We start from the raw sequence: 21,421 nt of genomic DNA, 5'->3' as shown, positions 1-21,421 counted from the left end.
TTGGTTTTGCGGTTACGGCTGGGTTTTATCTCAGCCAATGTCACCGCAAAATCGCTATTCCCGAGCTGTCTGCGTTGTTAAATCGTCTTGGCGCAGCTGCTGCCACCAACCGCGCGAACAGCTTTAAAGTATAGGCATCAGGGGGCACAAATGTAGTGTTTGACGTTGAAATATAAGTAATCTCTTAACGTTTGGTCTTTCGCGGTGGCCCCGGTTGCGTTAATCTAGGACTATGAGCGAAAACAATAGCAACACACTCCGTATCGCCGTCGTCGGTGCCGGCCCTGCGGGAGTTTATTCATCCGACATTTTCCTACGCGAGCTGAAGAAGAAGGGCGAATCGCTTGGTCTGCCCACCAACGCGCGCATCGACCTCTTCGAGAAGCTGCCGGTGCCGTTCGGCCTCGTCCGTTACGGCGTTGCGCCCGACCACCCGGCCATCAAATTCATCGCCGATGCGCTGGAGAAGACGTTGGATAATCCGGATATTCATTTGTACTGTGATGTCGAATTCGGCAAGGACGTCACGCTTGACGACCTGCTGCCGCGCTATGACGCGGTGCTGTTCGCCACCGGTGCTGTTGCGGACCGGCCGCTGACCATCCCTGGAGCCGATTTGGACGGCGTGCATGGTGCCGCAAGGTTCGTGGAATGGTACGACGGTTATCCGACCGGCGCTCGCACGTGGCCGCTGGATGCCGAAAAGGTCGCCGTCATCGGCGGCGGCAACGTGGCGATGGATGTCTCGCGCGAGCTGATGCGCAATGCCGACGATCTCAAGGCCCGTACCGACATTCCAGACAATGTTTATGACGGCATCAAAACCAACAAGGCGCGCGAGCTGCACCTCTTCATTCGCCGTGGTGTGGCCCAGGCCAAGTTCAGCGTGCAGGAGCTACGCGAACTCGAGAAGCTGCCGGGCGTGCAGATCATCATCAATGAGGATGATTTCGACCTCGACGATGCCACCGTCGAACAGGCCGGCAAGGACAAGCTCACCCGCCAGATGGTCGAGGAGCTCTACGCCATCCGCGACATGGCCGAGGATATGGAAGATGATGGCGGTGTCGATTTCGAGGGCAACCCTGCTCCCAAGAAGTACTATATGCACTTCAACTCTGCGCCCACCGAGGTGCTGGGCAAGGATGGCAAGGTTGTAGGCCTGCACGTCGAGCACACCGAAACCGGAGCGGACGGCGTGATGCGCCATACCGGTGAATTCACGGATTATCCGGTTGAGGCCGTTTACCACGCCATCGGCTACAAGCCGGCGAGCGTACCGGGTGTGGCCTACGACGAGCAGCGAGATGTGCTGGCCAACGAGGAAGGCCGCATTCTCACCGCCGAAACCGGCAAGAGTACCGTTCGCCCGCGTCTTTACGCCACCGGCTGGGCCAAGCGTGGGCCTGTCGGCCTGATTGGCTCCACCAAGTCCGATGCGCTTCTGATTGTCGGCAACATGCTCGATGACCTCTCCAAGGCCGAGGATGTTGATGGCGCCGGCAAAGGCTGCATCGCCGCCGACCGCGACCCCGAGTCCATCGACCGCCTGCTCGCGTCGCGCGGTGTCAAGCCCATCGACTTCGCCGGCTGGAAGAAGGTCGACACTTACGAGCGTGCCGAGGGCGCGAAGGAAGGCCGCGACCACAAAAAGGTCATCGACCCTGCCCAACTGCGTGCTTTGGCTCTGGGCTGAGTGTACTGACTGATTAGTCGGCATGGTGGTGGCGCCAGGTTCCCACTCTGGGAGCTTGGCGCCGTTTTGCATACTTATGCCACAGTGAGGGTGCTTTTCTCCGTAGCCCAGATCAACTTCAGTGGGAAAAGCACCAAAATCCTCTCGAAAAGGTGCTTTTCGCACTGGAACCGGCTTCTACTGAGGCGAAAAGCACCAAAAACGGGCCGAAATGGTACTTTTCGTGCTGGACGAGTGCCTGCATGCATAGTTCCAGCCATCGTTCAGCAAAAGTACAGGCTGAGCCGTTAGGCTTCAATATATGGACGGCAAGATTAAAGTGCATGGCCATTTGAACGGCCTCAAAACCACACTGCTTTTCGGCGTGATGTGGGCCATTATCATGCTCATTTGGTGGCTTACCGGAGCCAGCCGCGACACGCTTATCTATTACATTTTCATCGGCCTCGCCTCAACGTTCATTTCCTATTGGTTCTCGGACCGCATCTCCATCGCTTCGATGGGTGCGCGGCGGGTCTCCGAAGCCGAAGCTCCCGAGCTGTACCGTATCGTCCGCGAACTTTCCGCACGTGCTGGCAAGCCGATGCCGCGTATCTACATCGCGCCAACCATGAGCCCAAACGCGTTCGCCACCGGCCGCAACGAACGCCACGCCGCCGTGTGCTGCACGCAGGGTATCCTGCAGATTCTGAACGAGCGCGAATTGCGCGGTGTGCTCGGCCACGAGTTGATGCACGTCTATAACCACGACATTCTCACCTCGGCAGTGGCCAGCGCGATGGCGACGGTGATTACTTACCTCGGCTATATGCTGATGTTCTTTGGCGGCGGGCGAGACAACGATGATCGAGATTCCGGCATTTTCGGCTTGATTGGCGTAGTGCTAAGTTCGATTCTCGCGCCGATCGGTGCCTCGCTGATTCAGCTGGCGATTTCCCGCACGCGCGAATACGACGCGGATGAAGACGGCAGCAAGCTCACCGGCGACCCGGCAGCGCTCGCTTCGGCCTTGAGCAAGATTACTTCCGGTGCGCAGGCGAACCCGATGCCGCAGACCGCCGGCACTCAGTCCGCTGCCGCGATGATGATTGCCAATCCCTTCTCCGAGGAGGGCTTCAGCCGTCTCTTCTCCACGCATCCGCCGACGCAGGACCGTATCAATCGCTTGATGCAAATGGCACGTGAGATGCAAGGCGTCAGTGCCGCTCCGAATGGTGGCGCGCGTTTCAACCGCTTGGGTCAGGATGAATCCGCGCAGGTCGCGTACTGAATTGGGTTGCGGCTGTTGTTGCGGTTGCGTCCGCGGCGGTTCAGCGGCGCGGAGCCAGAATTTCGGGTATTGGTTCGTTGTAATTAGGGAATCTGCTCGTTCTTATAGCGCGAGAAATCCCGTAACGCAAGACTTCGCCTTATATAAGGAATACCCAAAATCTTGCCAGCCAATAGGCCTGTCGTTTCAGCGGCTTTCCCGTAGTTTCCTGTTCATCCTGCCGACGTCAATTTTCATGTCTGTAATGACGACGAGCCAGATCGCCACATAAATGCCGACAAATGTCGCAGCGATACTGCCCAGACCGCCAGGGATTTGCCTGAAAGTCCAGCCATTGGCCAGAACCCAGGCAATGGTCAGCGCGAAAGTCAGCGCGAAGTGGGCCAAATAGCTCCAAGGATATCCGTCATCGAGCAGGAACGTCAGTTCGCCGATAAGCGCGCTCATAACGAACATGGTCAGAATGCTCAGCCTATTGAGCGGTATCCAGCCGGGCGCGATTGCGGTGAGCAGCATGAGAAAGAATGATCCGAAGCCGATTCCGACGGCAGCATAACGAATGATTTTGCGTAGAGGCGTTATTTTATGTTCCATGTTGCCTCCTTCGTTGTTGCCGGGCTTGGAGGCTGCCTGAAACATGGACTCCCATGTATTCTGCCGTCTTTCGTCCAAGGCTTTAGGTTTTTATCGAGCGTTTATATAATTAATTTGATTATAACCCCAAATCGCAAATGTGTTATACAATGTCAAATGATTGACGATAGTATCACAAAATCATCACATATCTTGTAATTACTGGGAATCGGGCATCTAGTGATTCCTTTTTTGTCTAAATATATTTGGTATTGCATCAATCGGTCGATGTGGCGACGAATCAATTGTTTCATCACGGTTCGGCAGAGGTTTCGCAGCCCTGTGCTAAACTCTTCTTCTGTATGTGCGCGGCATTGCGTGCGTCACTGCGGATGTAGTTCATCGGTAGAATGGAAGCTTCCCAAGCTTCAGAGGCGGGTTCGATTCCCGTCATCCGCTCTTTACGATTCCCTTATTTTCCAATGATTTCAAGCTTTTTGTTGATTGCATGATGAGCTGATGCAACACCGATGCGACAATTCAAAAGTTCTCTTTGGGTTTATAGCCTGAATGGGAAGGACGCACAACTCTCGGCTGTATTGTTGCTCGTTTGCTGTGGGTCTGTGATGTGGCAGAAACACCTCGGCCCCAGTGCTTGTTTCCAAACATCGAGGCCGGCGGCATACATTGAAAAGGACTTGCATCCCAATATCGGTTGTGACCCCTTCCGGTAAAAGCTTTATTGCCCGCCTAATGGTCCGGAAGGTTTCCGATGCCACAACCAACAAAAACATCATATCACCGAAGGTATGATATTCATCTTTCGCGGTAGGATGAGCCTGTTGCGCTCTGCTTTTGCAGGCGCAATCATGCGGTTTTCCGGCCGCATGACCTCGCCGCGTCCATCGTGGCGCGGCATACATTGAAAGGACATTCAATTATGTCCCATAAAAGAAAAGGCTCTGACGGGCCTGAGGCTATCCAGGCCATCGTGGCGCTGGCTGTCGTTCTGGCGCCCAACGCAGACAACGCGGTGGTGGACGTGCTGCTCGCGATCGTTGTCGGTTGCGGGCTGGTCGTCATCTGGAGGTGGCGCAGGCGTTAATTAGGGCCGGCCCGGCACGGGGCGACCCGCGTCGGGCACTTCCTCCTTCTGCTTTTCGGCTTTGGTGCTGTCGAGTGCGCGGTAGATGGCGGTACGTCCGACGTTGTATTGGCTGGCGATCTCGTTGACGGTGACGGTGCGAGAGTCGTAGAGTTCGACTCCCGTCATCCGCTCTCTTCTTTGAGTATCTCCAAGCCGTTGTTTTTTCAGCCTATTGGTATGCAAAGGTTTTCTTGTTTTGAGCTGTTTGATATTGCGAGATGAAAATTGATTATAGCTTCAACGGATGAAGAAGGAAGTGGAGGAGGCAGGAATCGAACCGTGCATCTCCGCCTTGCGGCGGGCTCTACCATTGAGTTAATCCCCCAAATCGTGCATCGCCAAGCTTCGTTTTGCCGGGCCTGACGTTGAACGCTTAGTTACTATACCATAGTATTTTTCATTTTGTTATGGGCGAAGTGTCGGCGATGGCGTAATCCGCATGTCAATGGCGAGGCTCGCGGCAATAATGGAAACATGACCATTGCAACCCCTGAACGATATCGTGAAATGCTGGAATCCGCGCGGCACAACGGCTATGCCTATCCTGCGATTAACGTGACCAGTACCCAGACGCTCAACGCCGCGCTGCAGGGGTTTGCTGAGGCTGAGTCCGACGGCATCATTCAGGTTTCGGTGGGTGGGGCGTCCTACTTTTCCGGGCAGTGCGTCGGCGACCGCGTCACCGGATCGCTCGCGTTCGCGGCGTTCGCGCACGAAGTGGCCGCCAAATATCCGAACATTTCCATCGCTCTGCACACCGACCATTGCGCCAAGCCGTATCTCGACGGCTGGGTGCGTCCGCTGCTTGCGCGTGAGGCGGACGACGTGGCGCACGGGCACGAGCCGATGTTCCAATCCCATATGTGGGACGGCTCGACGGTGCCGCTCAAAGAGAACCTTGATATCACTGAAGAATTATTGGACCTTTCGGCGAAAGCTCACACCGTCTTGGAAATCGAGATTGGCGCGGTCGGCGGTGAAGAGGACGGGCATCGTGCGGATATCGACGAAAAACTGTATTCCACGCCGGCCGACGGCATCGAAGTCGCTCGCAGGCTCGGGCTGGGGGAGCGGGGAGCCTATATGGCCGCGTTCACCTTCGGCAACGTGCATGGCGCCTACAAGCCGGGGGTGGTGAGGCTGCGTCCGGAATTGCTGGGTGAGATTCAGCGCGAGGTCGCGTCCGCGGCAAAGGCGGGCAAGTTGGGAAGCAGCTATACGGATGCTGATTTACATGACAATAAGCCGTTCATGCTCGTTTTCCATGGTGGTTCAGGCTCGTCGAAAGGTGACATTACCGCGGCGGTCCATTATGGCGTCATCAAGATGAACATCGACACCGATACGCAGTATGCTTTTACCCGTGCGGTCGCCGGCCACATGTTCGAGCACTATGATTCCGTGCTCAAGGTCGACGGGGAGGTGGGCGAGAAGCGTTACTATGACCCGCGTTCGTGGGGACGCACGGCCGAGGGTGCGATGGCCAAGCGCGTGGTCGAGGCCTGCGTCGAGTTGGGTTCGGCGGGCAAAGCGCTGAAATAGTCTCGTTCTGCAATTGCCGGCGAGGTCAGGTTCTTTGGTTTGCCAATTCGGTAAGGTCCACTACGCGGGTCTCGCCGCGATATCCGATACACAACTCGTTGCCGGCAAGCGTTGCGGTCGGCATGGCTATCGAACCGTCGTCGCCTACGCTTTCCAGCTCTCGGTCGCCTAAGTAAGCGGAAATGAAGACGTAATGGCCGTGGTCGATGGTGCGCATTTGCATCGGTATTCGTGTCTTGGGATACAGCAGGTTCGTGTTCGGCTCGGGGGTAGATAGTTCCAGCGCGAATCCTTGTGCTCCAATCAGCCCGGTGAGTCCAACTTCGGTGCGGTAGAAGAGGGAACGTTGGGGTGTTGAGAATGTCGCTGTCGGACGCGAGATTATTTCGTTAGCCATTGTTTTCGGAATTTCGCTCCTAATGTTCCCAGATTCCTGTTTTTGATTGGGATTTTCGGCTTGGATATTGGCGTTTGGTAAGGTTTCCGACTCGACAATGATGTTTAGAGCTCTCGTTGCGGAAAACAGGTTTTCCATATCATCGTTGCCGGTATCCCAACCCGACGCAAACGAACCGTCGGCAGCGTGCTGAGCCGCCGCTTTGGCGACCTTACCGACCGCGTTGATATTCGGTCCGGCCAGTTCCTGCCCGAAGTCCGGCATAGCGAACCCGCCTTCCGCCAAGTGCAACGCTCGTGCCGAATCGATGACGTGGACGCGGATATGCCACGGCATCAGCGGCACGATGAAATTGCGGATCGTGACGTCACTCCACGGCTCCCAGCGCGAATAAACGTAATCGCCATGAACCGCATAATCGGCGTAGCCAAAGGCCATGCGCCAGTGATATTCGGATTCTGAAACCGCCAACGTATTGTCGCAGGCAAGCTGCTTCAAAACCGTCGTGGCTTTCGGCGTCGAGAAGCCGAAGGTCGTGGAATAGACGTATTTCTCGTATTTCGCATCGGTGTGGTTGTGTTCCGGCGCGTGCTGGCCGGCGGTGAACGCCTGCACTTCCAGCCCGGTGCGGCTGTGCGCCACCAGCATGCGCGGTTCCGGTTGCAGTTTCAGCGGCTCGAATTTGAAATCATCGCTTTCACGGGTGGTCCAGAAGATGTCGGAATCGGGAATGCACAGGAAAATGAAGGTTTTGAGCGCCCAGTAAGCTGAAGCCGGCCCATTGTAGCCTTCGGCCATGTTCATATTTGGATAGGCATAACCGATAGGAATCAGTCCGTCGGACTGGAAAATATTCTGACGGAACCACCAACGTAAGTTGCCGAGCAGCAGATGTTTCATGTCCCCAAGTGACCAGCCGGTTGGCAGATCGATGCTGGCAAAGGCCGCTGCTCCCCAGAACGCTGCCTGTGCGAATCGGTAATCAAGGCTGCGTCCGAACGGCAGGCAGGCGCCATCGGCTGCGAACCAGTTGGCGTAGCTCGGTACAAAGGCGGTCGCGCGTTGTTTGAGCAATTTATAGCGTTGCGTCTCGGCGCTGTGCGGTTCGTCGGTGTTGCCGGTATTTATCGCGTCGGAAGCTTCTTCGTTACTGTCTTCGTCATCGCTAAGTACGGCAGTCTTGGAAGAGATGCTGAAGCTGGAGGTCGCGCAATCAGCGGTTTCGGCGGGGAAACAAGTATTCTCCTCGACTGATTTTGCATTACGTCTTGGTGAGGTGTCGTCAGCATCGTTACAAGCGCGATAGTCCTGTTCCGCAAGCCCGACGGTCATCAGCGTAAAGAACTGATAAGCGAAGGGAATGTAGTTATCGATTTGGTTTTTATAGCCGTCGTACGACCATCCGTGGGCGAGATAATGCGAGGTGGTGATGTCGAAATCAGCTTGTACCAAGGCGTCGTATTCGGGGTGGCCGGTATGTACGAACCAGGTGTTGACCATCTGCCGGAACCAAAGCCAATTCGTTTTCGGCAATTCATGAGCGTTGATCTGGTCGAGCCAGGTCAGGATATTGCTTTGTTGGGTATCGCTCAGATGGTCCCAGAAATCCTGTCGCGTTTCGAAGAGGAATGCCGTAATCGCGCCCATTTCCACGAACAGTTGGTCGTAATCATCCAGTGGATTGCCCCAGAAATCCGGGTCGCCGGGCGTGGTGCCGTGAAGAATCCCCCCGCACGAAAGCTGCCACCAGCGCGGGAAACGAGAGATGTTGCCGCGGTTGGCGAAAAGCGGCCCCAGCCCCCAAAGCAGGCGGCAGAAGCCCTCGATGGAGGTGCGGTCTTGGCTGTAGACGGCCCCGCTATCGCTCATGCGGAATCGGCCGTATCGTCTGCCGCTTTCCACCAGGCGCATGGCCGGCGCGAGAATGTCGACAAGCGCTTGCTCGCAATCCGCCTTCGTGCGCAGCGGGTTGGTGGCGACGTTTTCGTTGAATGGCTTCGTTTCCATCGGCTTCTTCGCTTCTTTCCGAAATCCTCTAGACACACTCTATAAACTCTATAAAAAATATGGTCTATCGGACGATTGGCCTTGTGCAAGTTGCAGGAGTCGAAAATGACCTCAACAATAAGCGCTGTGCACCGACGATTGAAGCCCGGTTTTATTTTGTGATTACGCGACAAAATCTGGCAACATTTATCAATTTCGGTCAACGAAGGTCAACGTTTTTCAATTTTCCAAACCATGGCGTCATCGCCATATTCCATTATCAGATCCGGATTGCGGATATCAGCGAGGAATTGGCCTTGCCGGTGCTGGCGCGCACGACGTACGAGGATTGCAGCATGATCGGCTTGCGGTCGTTGACCGACTTGGTGTGGTGAATGAGATCCAGCACTTCGTCCACCGCTTTCGAGCCCAGCTCTTTTCGTGGCAGACGGATGGTGGAAAGCGCGGGGGAGACCAGCGAGCTGACCTGCACATCGTCGATGCCGACCACCGAAACTTCGCCGGGAACGCTGATATTGCGCGAATGCAGGGCCGCGATGAAGCCGATGGCCATGATGTCGTTGTAGGCGATGACCGCGCTGGTCGGGTTGTTCAGGAACACCTCGCCGGTGCGAAATCCGCCGCTGAACGTCGGTGCGTTTGAGGGAATGCGGCGCAGTTTCAGGTGCTGACGCTGACAGATCGAGGAAAGCGTGCGCCAACGCACGCCGTCCTGCCACGAAGATTCCGGCCCGCTTAGGTAAGTGAAGTTGCGATGTCCGAGCGAGGCGAGGTGCTCCACGGCCTGCGTGAGCCCGGTTTGCACGTCGCCGATGACCGACTGGATGCCGCGGATGGAGCGGTTCAGCGTCACGAGTGGTTTCGTCTGCGCGAGCTTGCGAATGCCGGCGTCGGAAAGGCGGGAAGAGGCCAGAATAAGACCATCGATATGCTGGATTGCAGCGTGAATGGACGTTCGTTCGATTACTGCGTTTTCCTCGGAATCGAGCACCAAAAGCCCGAAACCGTTGGAAAGACACTCGTGCTGGGCCGCACGCGTGTACTCAGCGAAAACGGGGTTGCTGAGGTCGGCGACCACAATGCCGAGCATGCCGTTGAGGTGGTCGTCGTTGGTATGCGCCCTGATGGCGGTGGCACGATAGCCGATTTTGTCGGCGATGTCGTAAATTCGCTGGGCCGTGGCCTCGTTGACCCGACCTGGCCTTGCGAAAGCTCTTGAAACCGTTGATGGAGCGACGCTAGCAGCCTTGGCGACGTCCCGAATCGTTACTTTCGCAGGCATCTCTGCCTGTGTCTCTGTCGCTGTTGCCGTTTCTGTTCCTATCCGCGCGGAATCTGGGCCGGTTGGGGTTGAATCGTCTGCCGTCATTTCCACCACGCTCCTTCGCGATGCCAAGTATAACCAGTTTCTGGCGAGTAATGGCAAGTAATGGCAACAGAATACAGCACCAAGACGTGTCACGTACACTAAAAGGCAAATAGGGGTTTTGACATCGCGGTGAATCTCTGGTTCGCCGCGGAATGTGAGGATGGTGCCATGGTTGGCCAGACGGATATATCTGAACCTGTTTTGTCTCCCGATCGTTTGCTGCCGGCGGAAGGTTTGCCGTTGCGTGTGGCCCGGGAGCTCTATGAATCGGTGAAGGATCTTCCCATCGTTTCGCCCCACGGCCATATCCCGATTGAATGGTTTGCCCGCGACAAGCATTTCGCGAACCCCACGGATCTGTTCATCACGCCAGATCATTACGTGACCCGAATTTTGCATGGCCAAGGCGTGCCATTGAGCGCTCTTGGGGTCGGTCAAACCGATTTTACCGACGAACAGGCGCGTGACGCGTTTTTGCTTTTTGGCAAGTATTGGTTCGCTTTCGCTGGTACGCCGATGCGTTATTGGTTTGAGGACTCGTTGGTTCGGGTCTTTGGCATCAACAAGAAGTTCGGTCCCGATTGCGCGGGCGCGATTTACGACGAACTCAACGAAATGCTCAAAACCCCGGAATTCAGCACTCGGGCGCTCGCCAACCGTTTCAATATGGAATTCGTTTCGACCACCGACGACCCGGTCAGCGACCTGAAGCTGCATGATCAGGTCAACGCGGATCCCGATTTCAAGCCGTTTGTCGCCCCTGCGTTTCGGCCCGACAAATATCTTGAGCCGTCCCGTGCCGATTGGCCGGAGTTGGTTCGCGCTTTGGGTGCCAGCGCCGATGTTGACGCGTCCACATACGTCGGTTTCACCGAGGCGATGCGCCGCAGAAGGCGGTATTTCAAGGATCACGGGGCGGTTTTAAGCGACCATTCCCACGCCGACCTCAACTCGGAGCGACTTTCGGACGGCGAAGTGCGCATGCTGTTCGCCGAAGCTTATGCGGGGAACATTGAGGCCGGTGATGCCGTTCGTCTGCGTGCCCACCTGTTCAACGATCAGGCCAGGCTCGCTCAGGAAGATGGCTTGGTGATGACCGTGCATCCCGCCATCGCCCGCAACTATGACGCTGCAGCCTTCGCCAGCTACGGTGCGGACGTCGGCGGCGACATCCCGGCCCGGGCCGAGTTCGTCGAAGGGTTGCGCCCGCTACTCAACGAATACGGCAATAATCCCGATTTCCATTTCGTCGCATTCACCGATGACGAAACCGTGTATTCCCGCGAACTTGCGCCGCTTGCAGGCTTCTATCCCGCCTTTTATATCGGTGCTCCCTGGTGGTTTATCGATGCGCCGGATTCGATTTCGCGCTATTTCCACGCCGTCGTTCCATACGCCGGATTCACCAAGCTTTCCGGGTTCATCGACGACACCCGGGCGATTTGCTCGATTCCCTCCCGGCACGACATGAACCGCAGGGTCACCGCAAGTTTCGTCTCCTCGTTGGTCTGCGACCGCCGGATTTCGATGGACGAAGGGCTTGCGATTATGCGTGCTCAGGTCTCCACCCAGCCAAAGCGAGTGTTCAAAATCGGTGGTGCCGAAAAGGCCGAATAAACCGAAAGAATCGAACGAGCCGAAAGGGACTAAAGGAGCCGAATAAGCCGAATTAGTCGAAAAGACTTAAAAATAACGTAGGATATGACCGCGCTTAAGGAGAGGGGCAGCAATGTCAACAGATAGCGTTTCAATTCCTCAAATCAGCCGTGAAAAGAACGGTCGCCCGGCCGCGCCCGAAAGAATCATTCATCTGGGAATCGGTAATTTCACGCGTGCGCACCAGTCTTGGTACACCGAACACGCTCCCGATGCGGCGGAATGGGGTATCGCCGGTTTTACGGGCAAGGGCCCTTGGATGCGTGATTCGCTTGAAAAGCAGGGTTGCGCGTACACCTTGATTACTTCCGGGGCGAAAGGCGACGAATTCGAAGTCATCTCCTCGATTTCTTCCATGCATAGCGGCGTGGATACGGCGGCGCTGCGTGCTTGTTTCGCCAATCCTGATATTTCCGTCGTCACTTCGACCATCACCGAAGCCGGATATACGCGCAACCAGAATGGCGATCTGGACGTTGCCAACCCCGATGTCGCTTCCGATTTGCAAGCTTTGAAAGCTGACGCTCAAGCCGATGGTCTCAAAACCGTCCCCGTGCGTATGGTTGCCGGTTTCCTCGCTCGCAGAAGCGCGGGGGCTGGCCCAATCACTGTGCTGCCTTGCGACAATCTGGCTGGTAATGGCGCCGCGTTCCGCAAGGTGGTCGAGCAGGCCATCGCTGAGGTCGATCCGTCATTGCTGGATTGGACGCGGCTCAATGTCGCTTGGGCTACTTCCATGGTTGATCGCATCACCCCAGCCACCACGCAGGGCGATATCGAACTGGTCGAACGGGTCAAGGGCTGGCACGATGCGGTTCCGGTGCGCACCGAGCCGTTCCATGAATGGGTGATTGCCGGGGACTTCCCGGCCGGCCGCCCGGCTTGGGAAGAAGTCGGTGCCGTGATTACCGATGACGTCACGCCGTATGAGGAACGCAAGCTGTGGATGCTCAACGGTTCCCACTCGACTTTGGCTTATTGTGGGTCGCTGTTCGGCTATGAGACCGTCGCCGATGCCGTCGCCGACCCGACCCTGTGCGCTTGGATCAACGAGTGGTGGGATTTGGCCGGGCGCTATGTCAGCGTGCCCACCGAGGAATACCGGCACCAGCTGCTTGAGCGTTTCGAGAACCCGAATATCCGCCACCTGCTGATGCAAATCGCCTCCGACGGAAGCGAAAAACTGCCGGTTCGTATCGTGCCTGTCGCTCGAAAAGCGTTGAAAGACGGTGCCTCAATCGTTCCCCCTGCTCGTGCCATCGCCGCGTGGATACAGTTCCTCACCCGTTACAGTGACCGGCTGGCCGACGTCAATAAAGACAAGGTTGTCGCGTGCGCGAGGGCCTGCAAGGCGGCCGATGGGAGCATTGACCGGAAAGCCGTGAAATACGTGGTTTCCTATCTTGATCATTCTCTTGGCGGCTCTTCGGCGTTCGTCGATGAGGTGGTCAACCAGATGGACGAGGTGAGCGGGGCTGCCGCGGCTCATCTGATGTCGTGATTTGGCGGATTCGGTTTGGGGCGATTGAGCTGGTTGGTCGGGTTTGATTGGACCGGCTGGAGCTGGTCGGTCGCGTTGAGCCAATATCGGCACAAACGGTTTGGTTATCAAAATTTAAACGGAAGTAAACAGCAACGCACGGTTAAGGAAGCCGCAAGTTGCGCAATAGAAAGGAATCGATATGGCTATCGAAAAGGCCGAGGTTTTCGTCACGAGCCCGGGGCGCAATTTTGTCGTCCTCAAGCTCACGACTACGGACGGGATTGTGGGACTTGGTGACGCAACGCTCAACGGGCGCGAACTGGTCGCTGCAGAATACCTGAAGACCATTGCTCCCGCCCTGATCGGCAAGGACGAGGACAACATCGAAGACATGTGGCAGTACCTCTACAAGGGCGCCTACTGGAAGCGCGGGCCGGTGACGATGGCCGCCATCTCGGCCGTCGATGTGGCTCTCTGGGATATCAAGGGAAAGAAGCTCGGCGTTCCGGTTTATGACCTGCTCGGCGGCGCGTCCCGCAAGGGCATCCTGACCTACGCGCATGCTTCCGGCACCGACCTGCCAAGCCTGTTCGACTCGATCGATATGTACCGTGACATGGGCTTCAAGGCCACGCGTATCCAGTACGCGCTGCCCGGCATCCCTTCGACCTACGGCGTCGCGGCTTCGGCCAACGCCCAGACCGGTGAGGGTGAGAAGGGCATGCGTTACGACTACGAGCCAGCGCGCCGCACCAGCGTTCCGGTCGAGGAGGTCTGGGATGCGCGCACGTATCTCAACACCATTCCCGGGGTTTTCGAGGAAGTGCGCAACAAGTATGGCAAGGATCTGATTCTGCTGCACGATTCCCACCATCGCCTGCGCCCGATCGAGGCCGCCCGCTTCGGCAAGGCGCTCGAGCCCTATGACCTCTTCTGGATGGAAGATACCACGCCTGCGGAGGACAACCAGCAGTTCTTGCGTCTGGTGCGTGAGCACACCACCACCCCGATCGCCATTGGCGAGATCATCAACTCCTGGACCGACTACATCACCCTGATCGAGGAGCAGCTCATCGATTACGTGCGTTCGGCCGTCACCCACACCGGTGGCCTGACCCACATGAAGAAGCTCATGGCCTTCGCCGAGCTCTTCGGTGTCAAGTCCGGCTTCCATGGCCCCACCGACGTCTCGCCGGTCGGCATGGCCGCGAACCTGCACTTGGACCTGGCGATTCCGAACTTCGGCATTCAGGAGTACATGAAGCACAGCGACGAGACGCTCGAGGTGTTCCACACCTCCTATACCTTCAAGGATGGTTATCTGCATCCGGGTAACAAGCCGGGCCTCGGCGTCGACTTCGACGAAAAACTTGCCGCGAAGTACCCGTATCAGCCGGCTCCGTTGCCGGTCGACCGCCTTCTCGACGGCACCATGCACGAGTGGTGATTTTTCGCATACTAAATAAATAAAAAAGGTCTGTCGAAACTTGATTGTTTCGGCAGGCCTTTTTTATTGACTCGGAGACTAGAAAATGCGCTCGTCGTGGTCGTCGGCGGGGTGCGGGGTGTAGGTGATCTTGAAATCATCGTCTTCGGGCACCGAGCTGGTGTTGATTGGCGAATCCGACAGATGGAAGGTGACGGTGCCGTAGGCGGGGACGGTGACGTGGCGCCAGGCCGCGCTTTCGCCTGCGAACGTGACAGCTGCTTCAATCGGTTCTTCAGTCGGGTTATAGAGGAAGCCGGCAAATCCGCGTCCGTCCGGCTCGATGAATGCTACCGAACCCAAGCCACCGTGCCTTCCGTCGGGGGTGTGGCTGGTGGAAGCCACGCGACGTGACCCAGGGCGTACGTCTTGGCCGAAGTTGCGCAACATGAAGTACTCGAGATTGCGTTTGACCTTGCCGGTGGTCGAATCGATGGTGATGACTCCGCGGCGACCGCGCGTCTTGGCGTAGCTGGGGAAGCCCTGTTCGTCCAGCGCGATGTTCCACAGGTTGATCAGCCCGACGTTGTTGCGCACCAATCCGGTGCCGATCTCGCCGAACATCACGTGGCTGGCTTCGTCCACCGTTTCGTCAAGCATGCAGCGGCGCTCGCTCATTGCGGCCTTCCAACCGGGGAACTGGCGCGTGCCGTTGAGCACCCACTTGGGCAGGCCGGAATAGGTATGGAACGCGACGCCCGCGAAGCATTCGGCCTGGGCCGGGGTCATGTAGTCGCTCACCGGGCGTTGGAAGAAACGCAGCCCGTCGTCGCCGAAATAGATCTCGACATCCGGGAACGTGGCGTCGAGGCAGGGCCGCAGGTATTCGCTGCCCCACTTCGTCAGTTCCTCGGGCGTCCAGATGGCCATCGGCCACTGCGGTGAATTGCTCGGTTCGTTCTGCATGGTCACCGAGGTGATGGGAATGCCATAGCTGGCATAGGCGGCGATGAATTTGACGAAATACCGCGCGTAGACGAAATCCACCGTGTCCTGTCGGCGATAGCCGTTGCCCACGTATTCGCCGAGCCGCAGCCTGCCGTCGCCTTCGAACTTGCGGTTCGTCTTCATCCAGGCTGGCGGGCTCCACGGCGAGGCCATCACCTTGACGGCAGGGTTGATGGCCATGATCTCCTGCAGCACAGGAATGACGTTCTTGAGGTCTTTGGTGGCGTCCGGAGCGCCGGGTTCACCGGTACCGATGGAGAAGTAATCGAGGTTCGGGTCCGTGCCGACGCCTTCCGGCAAGTCGTCGTAGCTGTAATATTTCTGGCTTACGAAATCGCAGGAACCGATGGAAATACGCACTGACGAGAAGCCGCCCTGTTCAGGGCTGAACATCTCCTCGAGAATGGCGTGGCGTTGCTCGGCGTTCATGCTATTCATCAGAAGCGAGGCGCTGGAATCGGTGATGGCCGCTCCTGCGCCCTCCCAAAGCTGGTATTGCCGGCTCGGGTCGATGACTACGGTGGTCGCGCTGCCAGGCTTGGCCGTAGGCACGGGCGTATCAAGGCGCTGTCGCCGTTGGCTCAGATCCCCGCTGGTCTCCGTCCATAATTGGCTCGGTTCATGAGTCGCCGGCGAAAGAGAGCTTTGCGTGTTTTGTTGCAGTGATGGGTTGGTCGCGGGTAACCCAATTACCTGATTTTGTTGTGAAAATGGCTCAATCGGGTGTAAGCCAATAACTGGATTCTGTTGTGGCGATGTTCCATCGTCTATTACTGCCATGGGCTGATACTCCTTCGCTATCTGTCCGATGCTTCGTTCCTCCCGTTTAAAGGGAGAAATTATCGGTTTGGATGAATTCGCTTCCGTGGTGCCAATTACGAATGCTGTTGCCATCCCCTGCCTTCGAGCCTAGCAGCGCATGACGTCCGATTGCTGAGAAAAGCAGGGCAAGCTCAAAGCTTAAAACCAGCGTATCGGCGGATTTTCAAGCTTCCTTGAATAAATATTTAGTAATATTATCTAGTCTAATCTGACAAATAATGGCAACAAACAATTTCCTTGTTGCCATTTGTGTACTCTCAAAAATGAAGGACAAAGCGGGCTACACCAATGTAGAACGTTAGTCTTTTGTGATAGGCGAGGAAGCCTTGAAGAAAGGATTTGAATATGAAAGTCTCACGTCCAGTAGGCGCCTTGGCGGCGGTCTCCGCACTCGCAATGCTTCTCGCGGGCTGCGGTGGCGGTGGCGCGCAAAAGAGCGGTGCCTCTGATGCCAATGCATTTGATAAGAACGCGAAAACCGAAATCACCATGGGTGGTTGGTCGCTGAAGATGACCCCTGAGTTCCAAAAGCTGGTCGACGGTTTCGAAGCGGAATATCCGAACGTAACAATCAAGCTCAAGGAATACAGCGCAGATGATTACGACAAGCAGCTTACCGCCGATATCTCCGCCGGCGCGCAGCCCGATGTCTTCCCGCTGAAGAACACCGTGAAGTACGATACGTACGCCAAGTCCGGAGGTTTGGCCGATATCAGCGATATCGCCAAGAAGTACGCCGATCACAAGGGCTTCGACGATTCGATGTACAAGACCAAGGACGGCAAGTACTACGCGTTGCCGTATCGCGCCGATCACTGGGTCCTCTTCTATAACAAGGACATGTTCAAGAAGGCCGGGGTCAAGACTCCCGATGCCACTTGGACGTGGAACGACTACACCAAGGCCGGCGAAGAGCTGAAGAAGAAGCTCCCTGCCGCCGGATACGACGCTAATTCCGTCTACCCGATGTACCAGCACAACTGGCAGTCCCTGATCCAGTCCTTCGCGCTTGCCCAGAACGGCCAGCCTGCGGAGAAGACCTATCTCAAGGGCGATTTCGGCTACATGAAGCCTTATTACCAGCGTGCGCTGAAGTGGCAGGACGACAAGCTGACCATCAACTACAACACTTCCTTCACCAACAAGGTGCAGTATCAGGCGCAGTTCGGCACGCAGAAGGCCGCGATGATGCCGATGGGCACCTGGTACGCCGCTTCGTTCCTGAGCCAGCAGAAGACCGGCGATGCTCAGAAGTTCGATTGGGGCATGGCTCCGGTTCCGCAGAACCCGAGCAAGAAGATTCCTTCCACCCCGATCACCTTCGGCAGCCCGACCGGCCTGATGGTCTCCGCCAAGTCCACCGGACAGAAGGCCGCCGCGGCCAAGAAGTTCGTTGAATGGGCCGTCGGCGAAGGCGGTGCGGACGTGCTCGCCAAGCTCACCACGACTCCTGCCTACATCAACGACAAGGTCACCAAGGACTTCTTCGCGGCCGATGGCATGGCCACCGATCAGGAATCCAAGGACGCCTGGTCGAAGTTTGACATGAAGCTCGAAGCTCCTGTCAGCGACGCCACCGATACGGTCCAGACCTTGCTCAAGACCATGAACTCTTCGATTCTTACCGGCACCTCGAAGCCCGATGCGGCCATCAACCAGTGCCAGCAAGATGTCAAGAACCAGGGCGTGCTCAGTAGTAACTGAGTCTGAGCTGTATTAAACAAGGAGACCGGCAGGTCCGTATCGGGTTGGCAGGTTTGGTTGCCGGATAAGGGCTTGTCGGTCTTCAATTTTTATAGCAAGAATTATCGAAAAGTAGTAATAAATAATAATAAGTAATAAATCATAAAATGTGGCAAGCCGGCGTCGACGAAGCGGTCGGCGGCTTGCATGCATTGGCTGCATATTCAAGGAGGAGGCAGCGATGTCGGATTCTTCTAGTTCGGATATTGCCGAGGTGGGTGCCGATCTCGCCGCGGTAGGGGAGGCGGGTGCCATCGAGGCACACGACCAACCGCCGGAACCGCAACGGCAAAAAGGCGGGAGATTGGATGCGAAGGCGATTTCGCATCGTAACCTTCGCAACGGGTTGATCTTCATTTCGCCTAACTTCATCGGCTTCATCCTGCTGACGCTGGTCCCGGTGCTTTCGCTCTTCTACATCGCGTTCACCAAGTGGTCCGCGTTCGGTATGCCGGTGTTCAACGGCCTAGTCAACTGGGTTCGCCTGATCCATGACCGCATCTTCTGGCAGACCGTTTGGCACACGTTCTACTATTCGCTGGTCCACATTCCGCTGACGTTGGCGATCGCCTTCGGTCTGGCGGTCTTGCTGAATTCCAAGCTCAAAGGCCGTGGCTTCTTCCGCACGGTCGCGTTCATGCCGTATGTCACTTCCATGGTGGCGGCGGCGCAGGTCTGGGCCATGCTTTTCGACCCGAAGTCCGGCCCGATCAACCAGTTCCTCAAGCTTTTCGTCGGCGACGGCAACGTGCCCGGATGGCTCGGTTCCACCAAGTGGGCAATGCCCGCGGTCATTATCGTCGGCACTTGGCGCGAGGTCGGCTACTACATGATTCTTCTGCTGGCCGGTCTGCAGACGATTCCCAGCGAGCTTTACGAAGCAGCCGAGCTCGACGGCGCGAATGGCTGGAAGCGCTTCTGGCACGTCACGGTGCCCTGCATGCGCCCGACGCTGTTCTTCGTCATGGTCACGTTGACCATCGGCTCGTTCAAGATCTTGGATCTGACCTTGATCATGACCGATGGCGGACCTGGAACGACCACGGAAGTGCTCGCCCAGTACATCTACTCGGTGGCCTTCGATAACGGTGATTACGGCTATGCTTCGGCGGTTTCGTTGGTATTGCTGTTCATCTGTATGGTGGTCACGCTGATCCAGTTCTGGTACAACAATTCGAAGGAGAACTAATATGTCTACGCAAGCAGTAGCTCCTCAATTGGCTGAGGCCGGTGCCGTAGCGCCCGAGATCCCCTTCAACAAGAAGCCCAAGTCCCCGCTGAAGATCGTCGGCACGATTGTCGGCTATCTTGCCATGATTTTCGTGGCCGCGTTCACGCTGTTGCCGTTCTTCTGGATGGTGCTTTCGTCCCTGAAGCCGAACAACGAAGTCTATACGGTGCCGATCAAGTGGTTCCCCTCGGCATGGCAGTGGCATAATTACGCGGCCATCTGGACGAAGTCCAACATGACCACATGGATTCTGAACACGCTGTTCTTCGCGATCATCGTCACGGCGTTGCAGGTCTTCACTGGTTCGTTCGCTGCCTACGGCTTCTCGAAGATTCCGTTCCGCGGCCACAACGCCCTGTTCCTGGTCTATATCGCGACGATGGCCGTGCCGTGGCAGGCCTACATGATTCCGCAGTTCAAGATGATCGCGGCCGTCGGCCTTTCCGACACCCGTTGGTCGATCATTTTGCTACAGGCGTTCGGCGCGTTCGGCGTGTTCATGATGAAACAGTTCTACGACACGATACCCGAGGACTTGTCGGAAGCGGCAAGACTTGACGGCCTGAGCGAGTTCGGCATCTACTGGAAGATCGTGCTTCCGCTTTCCGGCCCGTCCATCGCGGCGTTGGCGATCATCACCTTCACCAACACGTGGAACGACTACATGGGCCCGTTGATCTACTTGCGTTCCGCAAACCTGTGGACCATCCAGATCGGCTTGAAGCAGTTCATCTCGCAGTACAACGCTGATTACGCGATGATTATGACCGGCTCCGTCATCTCGGTGCTCCCGATTATCATCGTCTTCCTCATCGGCCAGAAGCAGTTCATCGAAGGCATCGCAACCTCCGGCATGAAGGGCTGATTCTACCGGTTTCGTGAAAGGTGAGAATCCGATGTGTGCAGAGTGCAGTGATGTTTTTGCGGCGCACGCATCGGATTTTCGCCGTTATTTCTGTATTTCTATGGTTTCGTATTGCTGTATTTTATTACATATATAGATAATAAATACTGCAAATCGATAACCATTATGACGTTGCGAATAAGGCATTCCGGAACGTTCCATAACCCAAGACGGAAGGGGAGTGCGTGATGGCTGCAGCATCAAACGGCAAGAACCACAACCTTGGTGAGGCTTTCGGCCTGATAGCCAACAGCGTCTACGTCCTGCTGATGGCGGGTTGGTGCATTTTCGTCGGCATTATTCCGCTGATCGCTATTTGGGTGGTGGTGCAGAATCTGGACTATTACCCGGCGTTGACCTTGGCACTGGTTCTCAGTTCGCCCGGTATCGCCGCCGGTTTCGCGCTTTTCCGCGACCAACCGACATTATTCGGTCGTGCGAGCAAACGCCGCGTCCGTATGCTCAACGAAGGCTATCGGCCTCCGGATTGGATTGCCGGCCCCTATGTTCCGCCGGATGACAGCGCGGCCTGCATCCGTCCCTATTTCCGCGCTTTCATCCGTCTACTTCCCCGCGCGATTGTGCAAGGTGCGATTTACGGGTTCTTCATTTTCGCGTTCTCCTATTCGATGCAGATCATGATGAAGCTCGGTTTCGGCGCTTTGATGGTGCCGGTCCTTTCTATCTGCATCATCTTCCTTATCCAGTCCCTGCTGGTTTCGCTCGTGCTCGTCGTGGAATATCCGAACGCGAAATGGTACGCGGTCGTGAAAAACGGCGTGCTGCTTTCCGCTCGGCGAATCTATATGATCGTGATCAGCGGCATCGCCGTCTTCGGCTACTTCTGGGGGATGGCAAGCTCGCCGATTATCACCGGCCTGCTGTTCACCGGCATCATCTGGTATATCGTCTGGGCTTCGGCGCGTTGGCAGGCTGACGTGCTTTTCGAGGCGTTGGCCCGTGAGTCCGGCGACAAGAAACTCATCGAGCTCTACACTGGCGACAGCGAAAAGCCGGCGAACGGCGGTGGTGGCGGTATGTCCGGCTTGTTCTCGTCAATGAGCGATTATCGGCAGTAACGGGCTTCGTGACGGTGTATGTTTCGATGTTGGTTGCAAAGTTTTGATATACAAGATGGCTTCATTGG

General features: G+C 56.5%; 16 protein-coding genes and 1 tRNA gene. 12 read left to right on the top strand and 5 right to left on the bottom strand.

The genetic code is table 11. The annotated features are described in order from the left end of the window. The first annotated feature begins 232 nt into the window (after positions 1-232). The gene (locus OZX62_RS09030) at positions 233-1,696 is read left to right on the top strand and encodes an FAD-dependent oxidoreductase (protein ID WP_277175851.1); all 1,464 of its coding nucleotides are present in this window, start codon (positions 233-235) and stop codon (positions 1,694-1,696) included. 301 nt (positions 1,697-1,997) lie between these two features. Next, entirely contained in the window at positions 1,998-2,966 is a 969-nt protein-coding gene (gene htpX, locus OZX62_RS09025; protein ID WP_277175850.1) for a zinc metalloprotease HtpX, read from the top strand. Between the two features lie 186 nt (positions 2,967-3,152). Here the strand turns inward: htpX and OZX62_RS09020 are convergent, their stop codons facing one another. Continuing rightward, the gene (locus OZX62_RS09020; protein WP_277175849.1) at positions 3,153-3,605 is read right to left on the bottom strand and encodes a DUF3021 domain-containing protein; all 453 of its coding nucleotides are present in this window, start codon (positions 3,603-3,605) and stop codon (positions 3,153-3,155) included. Between the two features lie 322 nt (positions 3,606-3,927). Here OZX62_RS09020 and OZX62_RS09015 point away from each other — a divergent pair. Together OZX62_RS09015 and OZX62_RS09010 are read left to right on the top strand one after the other, a co-directional pair. Next, a tRNA-Gly gene (locus tag OZX62_RS09015) sits at positions 3,928-3,998 on the top strand. 481 nt (positions 3,999-4,479) lie between these two features. Next, positions 4,480-4,644 carry a hypothetical protein gene (locus OZX62_RS09010; protein WP_277175848.1) on the top strand — a complete coding sequence of 55 codons (165 nt, stop codon included), beginning with the start codon at positions 4,480-4,482 and terminating at the stop codon, positions 4,642-4,644. Here OZX62_RS09010 and OZX62_RS09005 read toward each other — a convergent pair whose 3' ends face one another. Further along, a complete protein-coding gene (locus OZX62_RS09005; protein WP_277175847.1) occupies positions 4,645-4,812 on the bottom strand; it encodes a hypothetical protein in 168 nt (55 codons plus the stop codon). Positions 4,813-5,160: 348 nt separating this feature from the next. Between OZX62_RS09005 and fbaA the strand changes: the two genes are divergently transcribed. Then, positions 5,161-6,228, top strand: coding sequence for a class II fructose-bisphosphate aldolase (gene fbaA / locus OZX62_RS09000; protein ID WP_277175846.1), 1,068 nt, complete (start codon positions 5,161-5,163; stop codon positions 6,226-6,228). A gap of 25 nt (positions 6,229-6,253) precedes the next feature. Here the strand turns inward: fbaA and OZX62_RS08995 are convergent, their stop codons facing one another. Together OZX62_RS08995 and OZX62_RS08990 are read right to left on the bottom strand one after the other, a co-directional pair. After that, entirely contained in the window at positions 6,254-8,632 is a 2,379-nt protein-coding gene (locus OZX62_RS08995) for a DUF2264 domain-containing protein (RefSeq protein ID WP_277175845.1), read from the bottom strand. 259 nt (positions 8,633-8,891) lie between these two features. Further along, positions 8,892-10,001, bottom strand: a complete 1,110-nt coding sequence (locus OZX62_RS08990; protein ID WP_277175844.1) for a LacI family DNA-binding transcriptional regulator — start codon at positions 9,999-10,001, stop codon at positions 8,892-8,894. 168 nt (positions 10,002-10,169) lie between these two features. On the opposite strand from OZX62_RS08990, the gene uxaC reads away from it, so the two are divergent. From uxaC to manD, 3 genes are all read left to right on the top strand, one after another. Then, on the top strand, positions 10,170-11,618 hold the full coding sequence (gene uxaC / locus OZX62_RS08985; RefSeq protein ID WP_277175843.1) for a glucuronate isomerase: 1,449 nt from the start codon (positions 10,170-10,172) through the stop codon (positions 11,616-11,618). A 112-nt stretch (positions 11,619-11,730) separates the two neighbouring features. Then, entirely contained in the window at positions 11,731-13,158 is a 1,428-nt protein-coding gene (locus tag OZX62_RS08980; protein ID WP_277175842.1) for a mannitol dehydrogenase family protein, read from the top strand. 181 nt (positions 13,159-13,339) lie between these two features. Next, the gene (gene manD / locus OZX62_RS08975; protein ID WP_277175841.1) at positions 13,340-14,587 is read left to right on the top strand and encodes a D-mannonate dehydratase ManD; all 1,248 of its coding nucleotides are present in this window, start codon (positions 13,340-13,342) and stop codon (positions 14,585-14,587) included. A gap of 78 nt (positions 14,588-14,665) precedes the next feature. Here the strand turns inward: manD and OZX62_RS08970 are convergent, their stop codons facing one another. Then, complete coding sequence (locus OZX62_RS08970) at positions 14,666-16,126, bottom strand: glycosyl hydrolase family 30 (RefSeq protein ID WP_277175840.1); 1,461 nt, start codon at positions 16,124-16,126, stop codon at positions 14,666-14,668. Between the two features lie 615 nt (positions 16,127-16,741). Between OZX62_RS08970 and OZX62_RS08965 the strand changes: the two genes are divergently transcribed. The 4 genes from OZX62_RS08965 (at position 16,742) to OZX62_RS08950 (ending at position 21,353) form a co-directional block, all read left to right on the top strand. Continuing rightward, positions 16,742-18,100 (top strand): extracellular solute-binding protein, encoded by a 1,359-nt coding sequence (locus tag OZX62_RS08965; RefSeq protein WP_277175839.1) that lies wholly within the window; start codon positions 16,742-16,744, stop codon positions 18,098-18,100. Positions 18,101-18,320: 220 nt separating this feature from the next. Then, entirely contained in the window at positions 18,321-19,328 is a 1,008-nt protein-coding gene (locus tag OZX62_RS08960; protein WP_277175838.1) for a sugar ABC transporter permease, read from the top strand. 1 nt (position 19,329) lies between these two features. Then, positions 19,330-20,235 carry a carbohydrate ABC transporter permease gene (locus OZX62_RS08955; RefSeq protein WP_277175837.1) on the top strand — a complete coding sequence of 302 codons (906 nt, stop codon included), beginning with the start codon at positions 19,330-19,332 and terminating at the stop codon, positions 20,233-20,235. A 227-nt stretch (positions 20,236-20,462) separates the two neighbouring features. Then, positions 20,463-21,353, top strand: a complete 891-nt coding sequence (locus OZX62_RS08950) for a hypothetical protein (RefSeq protein WP_277175836.1) — start codon at positions 20,463-20,465, stop codon at positions 21,351-21,353. Positions 21,354-21,421 lie beyond the last annotated feature (68 nt).

This window comes from Bifidobacterium sp. ESL0690, from assembly GCF_029392315.1.
Taxonomy (GTDB): domain Bacteria; phylum Actinomycetota; class Actinomycetes; order Actinomycetales; family Bifidobacteriaceae; genus Bifidobacterium.
The sequence above is the reverse complement of the archived record's forward strand: the minus strand, read 5'-3'. Positions and strand labels throughout refer to the sequence as shown.

Coding starts and splice junctions, on each gene's coding strand:
- OZX62_RS09030 (WP_277175851.1), top strand. CDS start 233: ATGAGCGAAAACAATAGCAACACACTCCGTATCGCCGTCGTCGGTGCC.
- htpX (WP_277175850.1), top strand. CDS start 1,998: ATGGACGGCAAGATTAAAGTGCATGGCCATTTGAACGGCCTCAAAACC.
- OZX62_RS09020 (WP_277175849.1), bottom strand. CDS start 3,605: ATGTTTCAGGCAGCCTCCAAGCCCGGCAACAACGAAGGAGGCAACATG.
- OZX62_RS09010 (WP_277175848.1), top strand. CDS start 4,480: ATGTCCCATAAAAGAAAAGGCTCTGACGGGCCTGAGGCTATCCAGGCC.
- OZX62_RS09005 (WP_277175847.1), bottom strand. CDS start 4,812: ATGACGGGAGTCGAACTCTACGACTCTCGCACCGTCACCGTCAACGAG.
- fbaA (WP_277175846.1), top strand. CDS start 5,161: ATGACCATTGCAACCCCTGAACGATATCGTGAAATGCTGGAATCCGCG.
- OZX62_RS08995 (WP_277175845.1), bottom strand. CDS start 8,632: ATGGAAACGAAGCCATTCAACGAAAACGTCGCCACCAACCCGCTGCGC.
- OZX62_RS08990 (WP_277175844.1), bottom strand. CDS start 10,001: ATGACGGCAGACGATTCAACCCCAACCGGCCCAGATTCCGCGCGGATA.
- uxaC (WP_277175843.1), top strand. CDS start 10,170: ATGGTTGGCCAGACGGATATATCTGAACCTGTTTTGTCTCCCGATCGT.
- OZX62_RS08980 (WP_277175842.1), top strand. CDS start 11,731: ATGTCAACAGATAGCGTTTCAATTCCTCAAATCAGCCGTGAAAAGAAC.
- manD (WP_277175841.1), top strand. CDS start 13,340: ATGGCTATCGAAAAGGCCGAGGTTTTCGTCACGAGCCCGGGGCGCAAT.
- OZX62_RS08965 (WP_277175839.1), top strand. CDS start 16,742: ATGAAAGTCTCACGTCCAGTAGGCGCCTTGGCGGCGGTCTCCGCACTC.
- OZX62_RS08960 (WP_277175838.1), top strand. CDS start 18,321: ATGTCGGATTCTTCTAGTTCGGATATTGCCGAGGTGGGTGCCGATCTC.
- OZX62_RS08955 (WP_277175837.1), top strand. CDS start 19,330: ATGTCTACGCAAGCAGTAGCTCCTCAATTGGCTGAGGCCGGTGCCGTA.
- OZX62_RS08950 (WP_277175836.1), top strand. CDS start 20,463: ATGGCTGCAGCATCAAACGGCAAGAACCACAACCTTGGTGAGGCTTTC.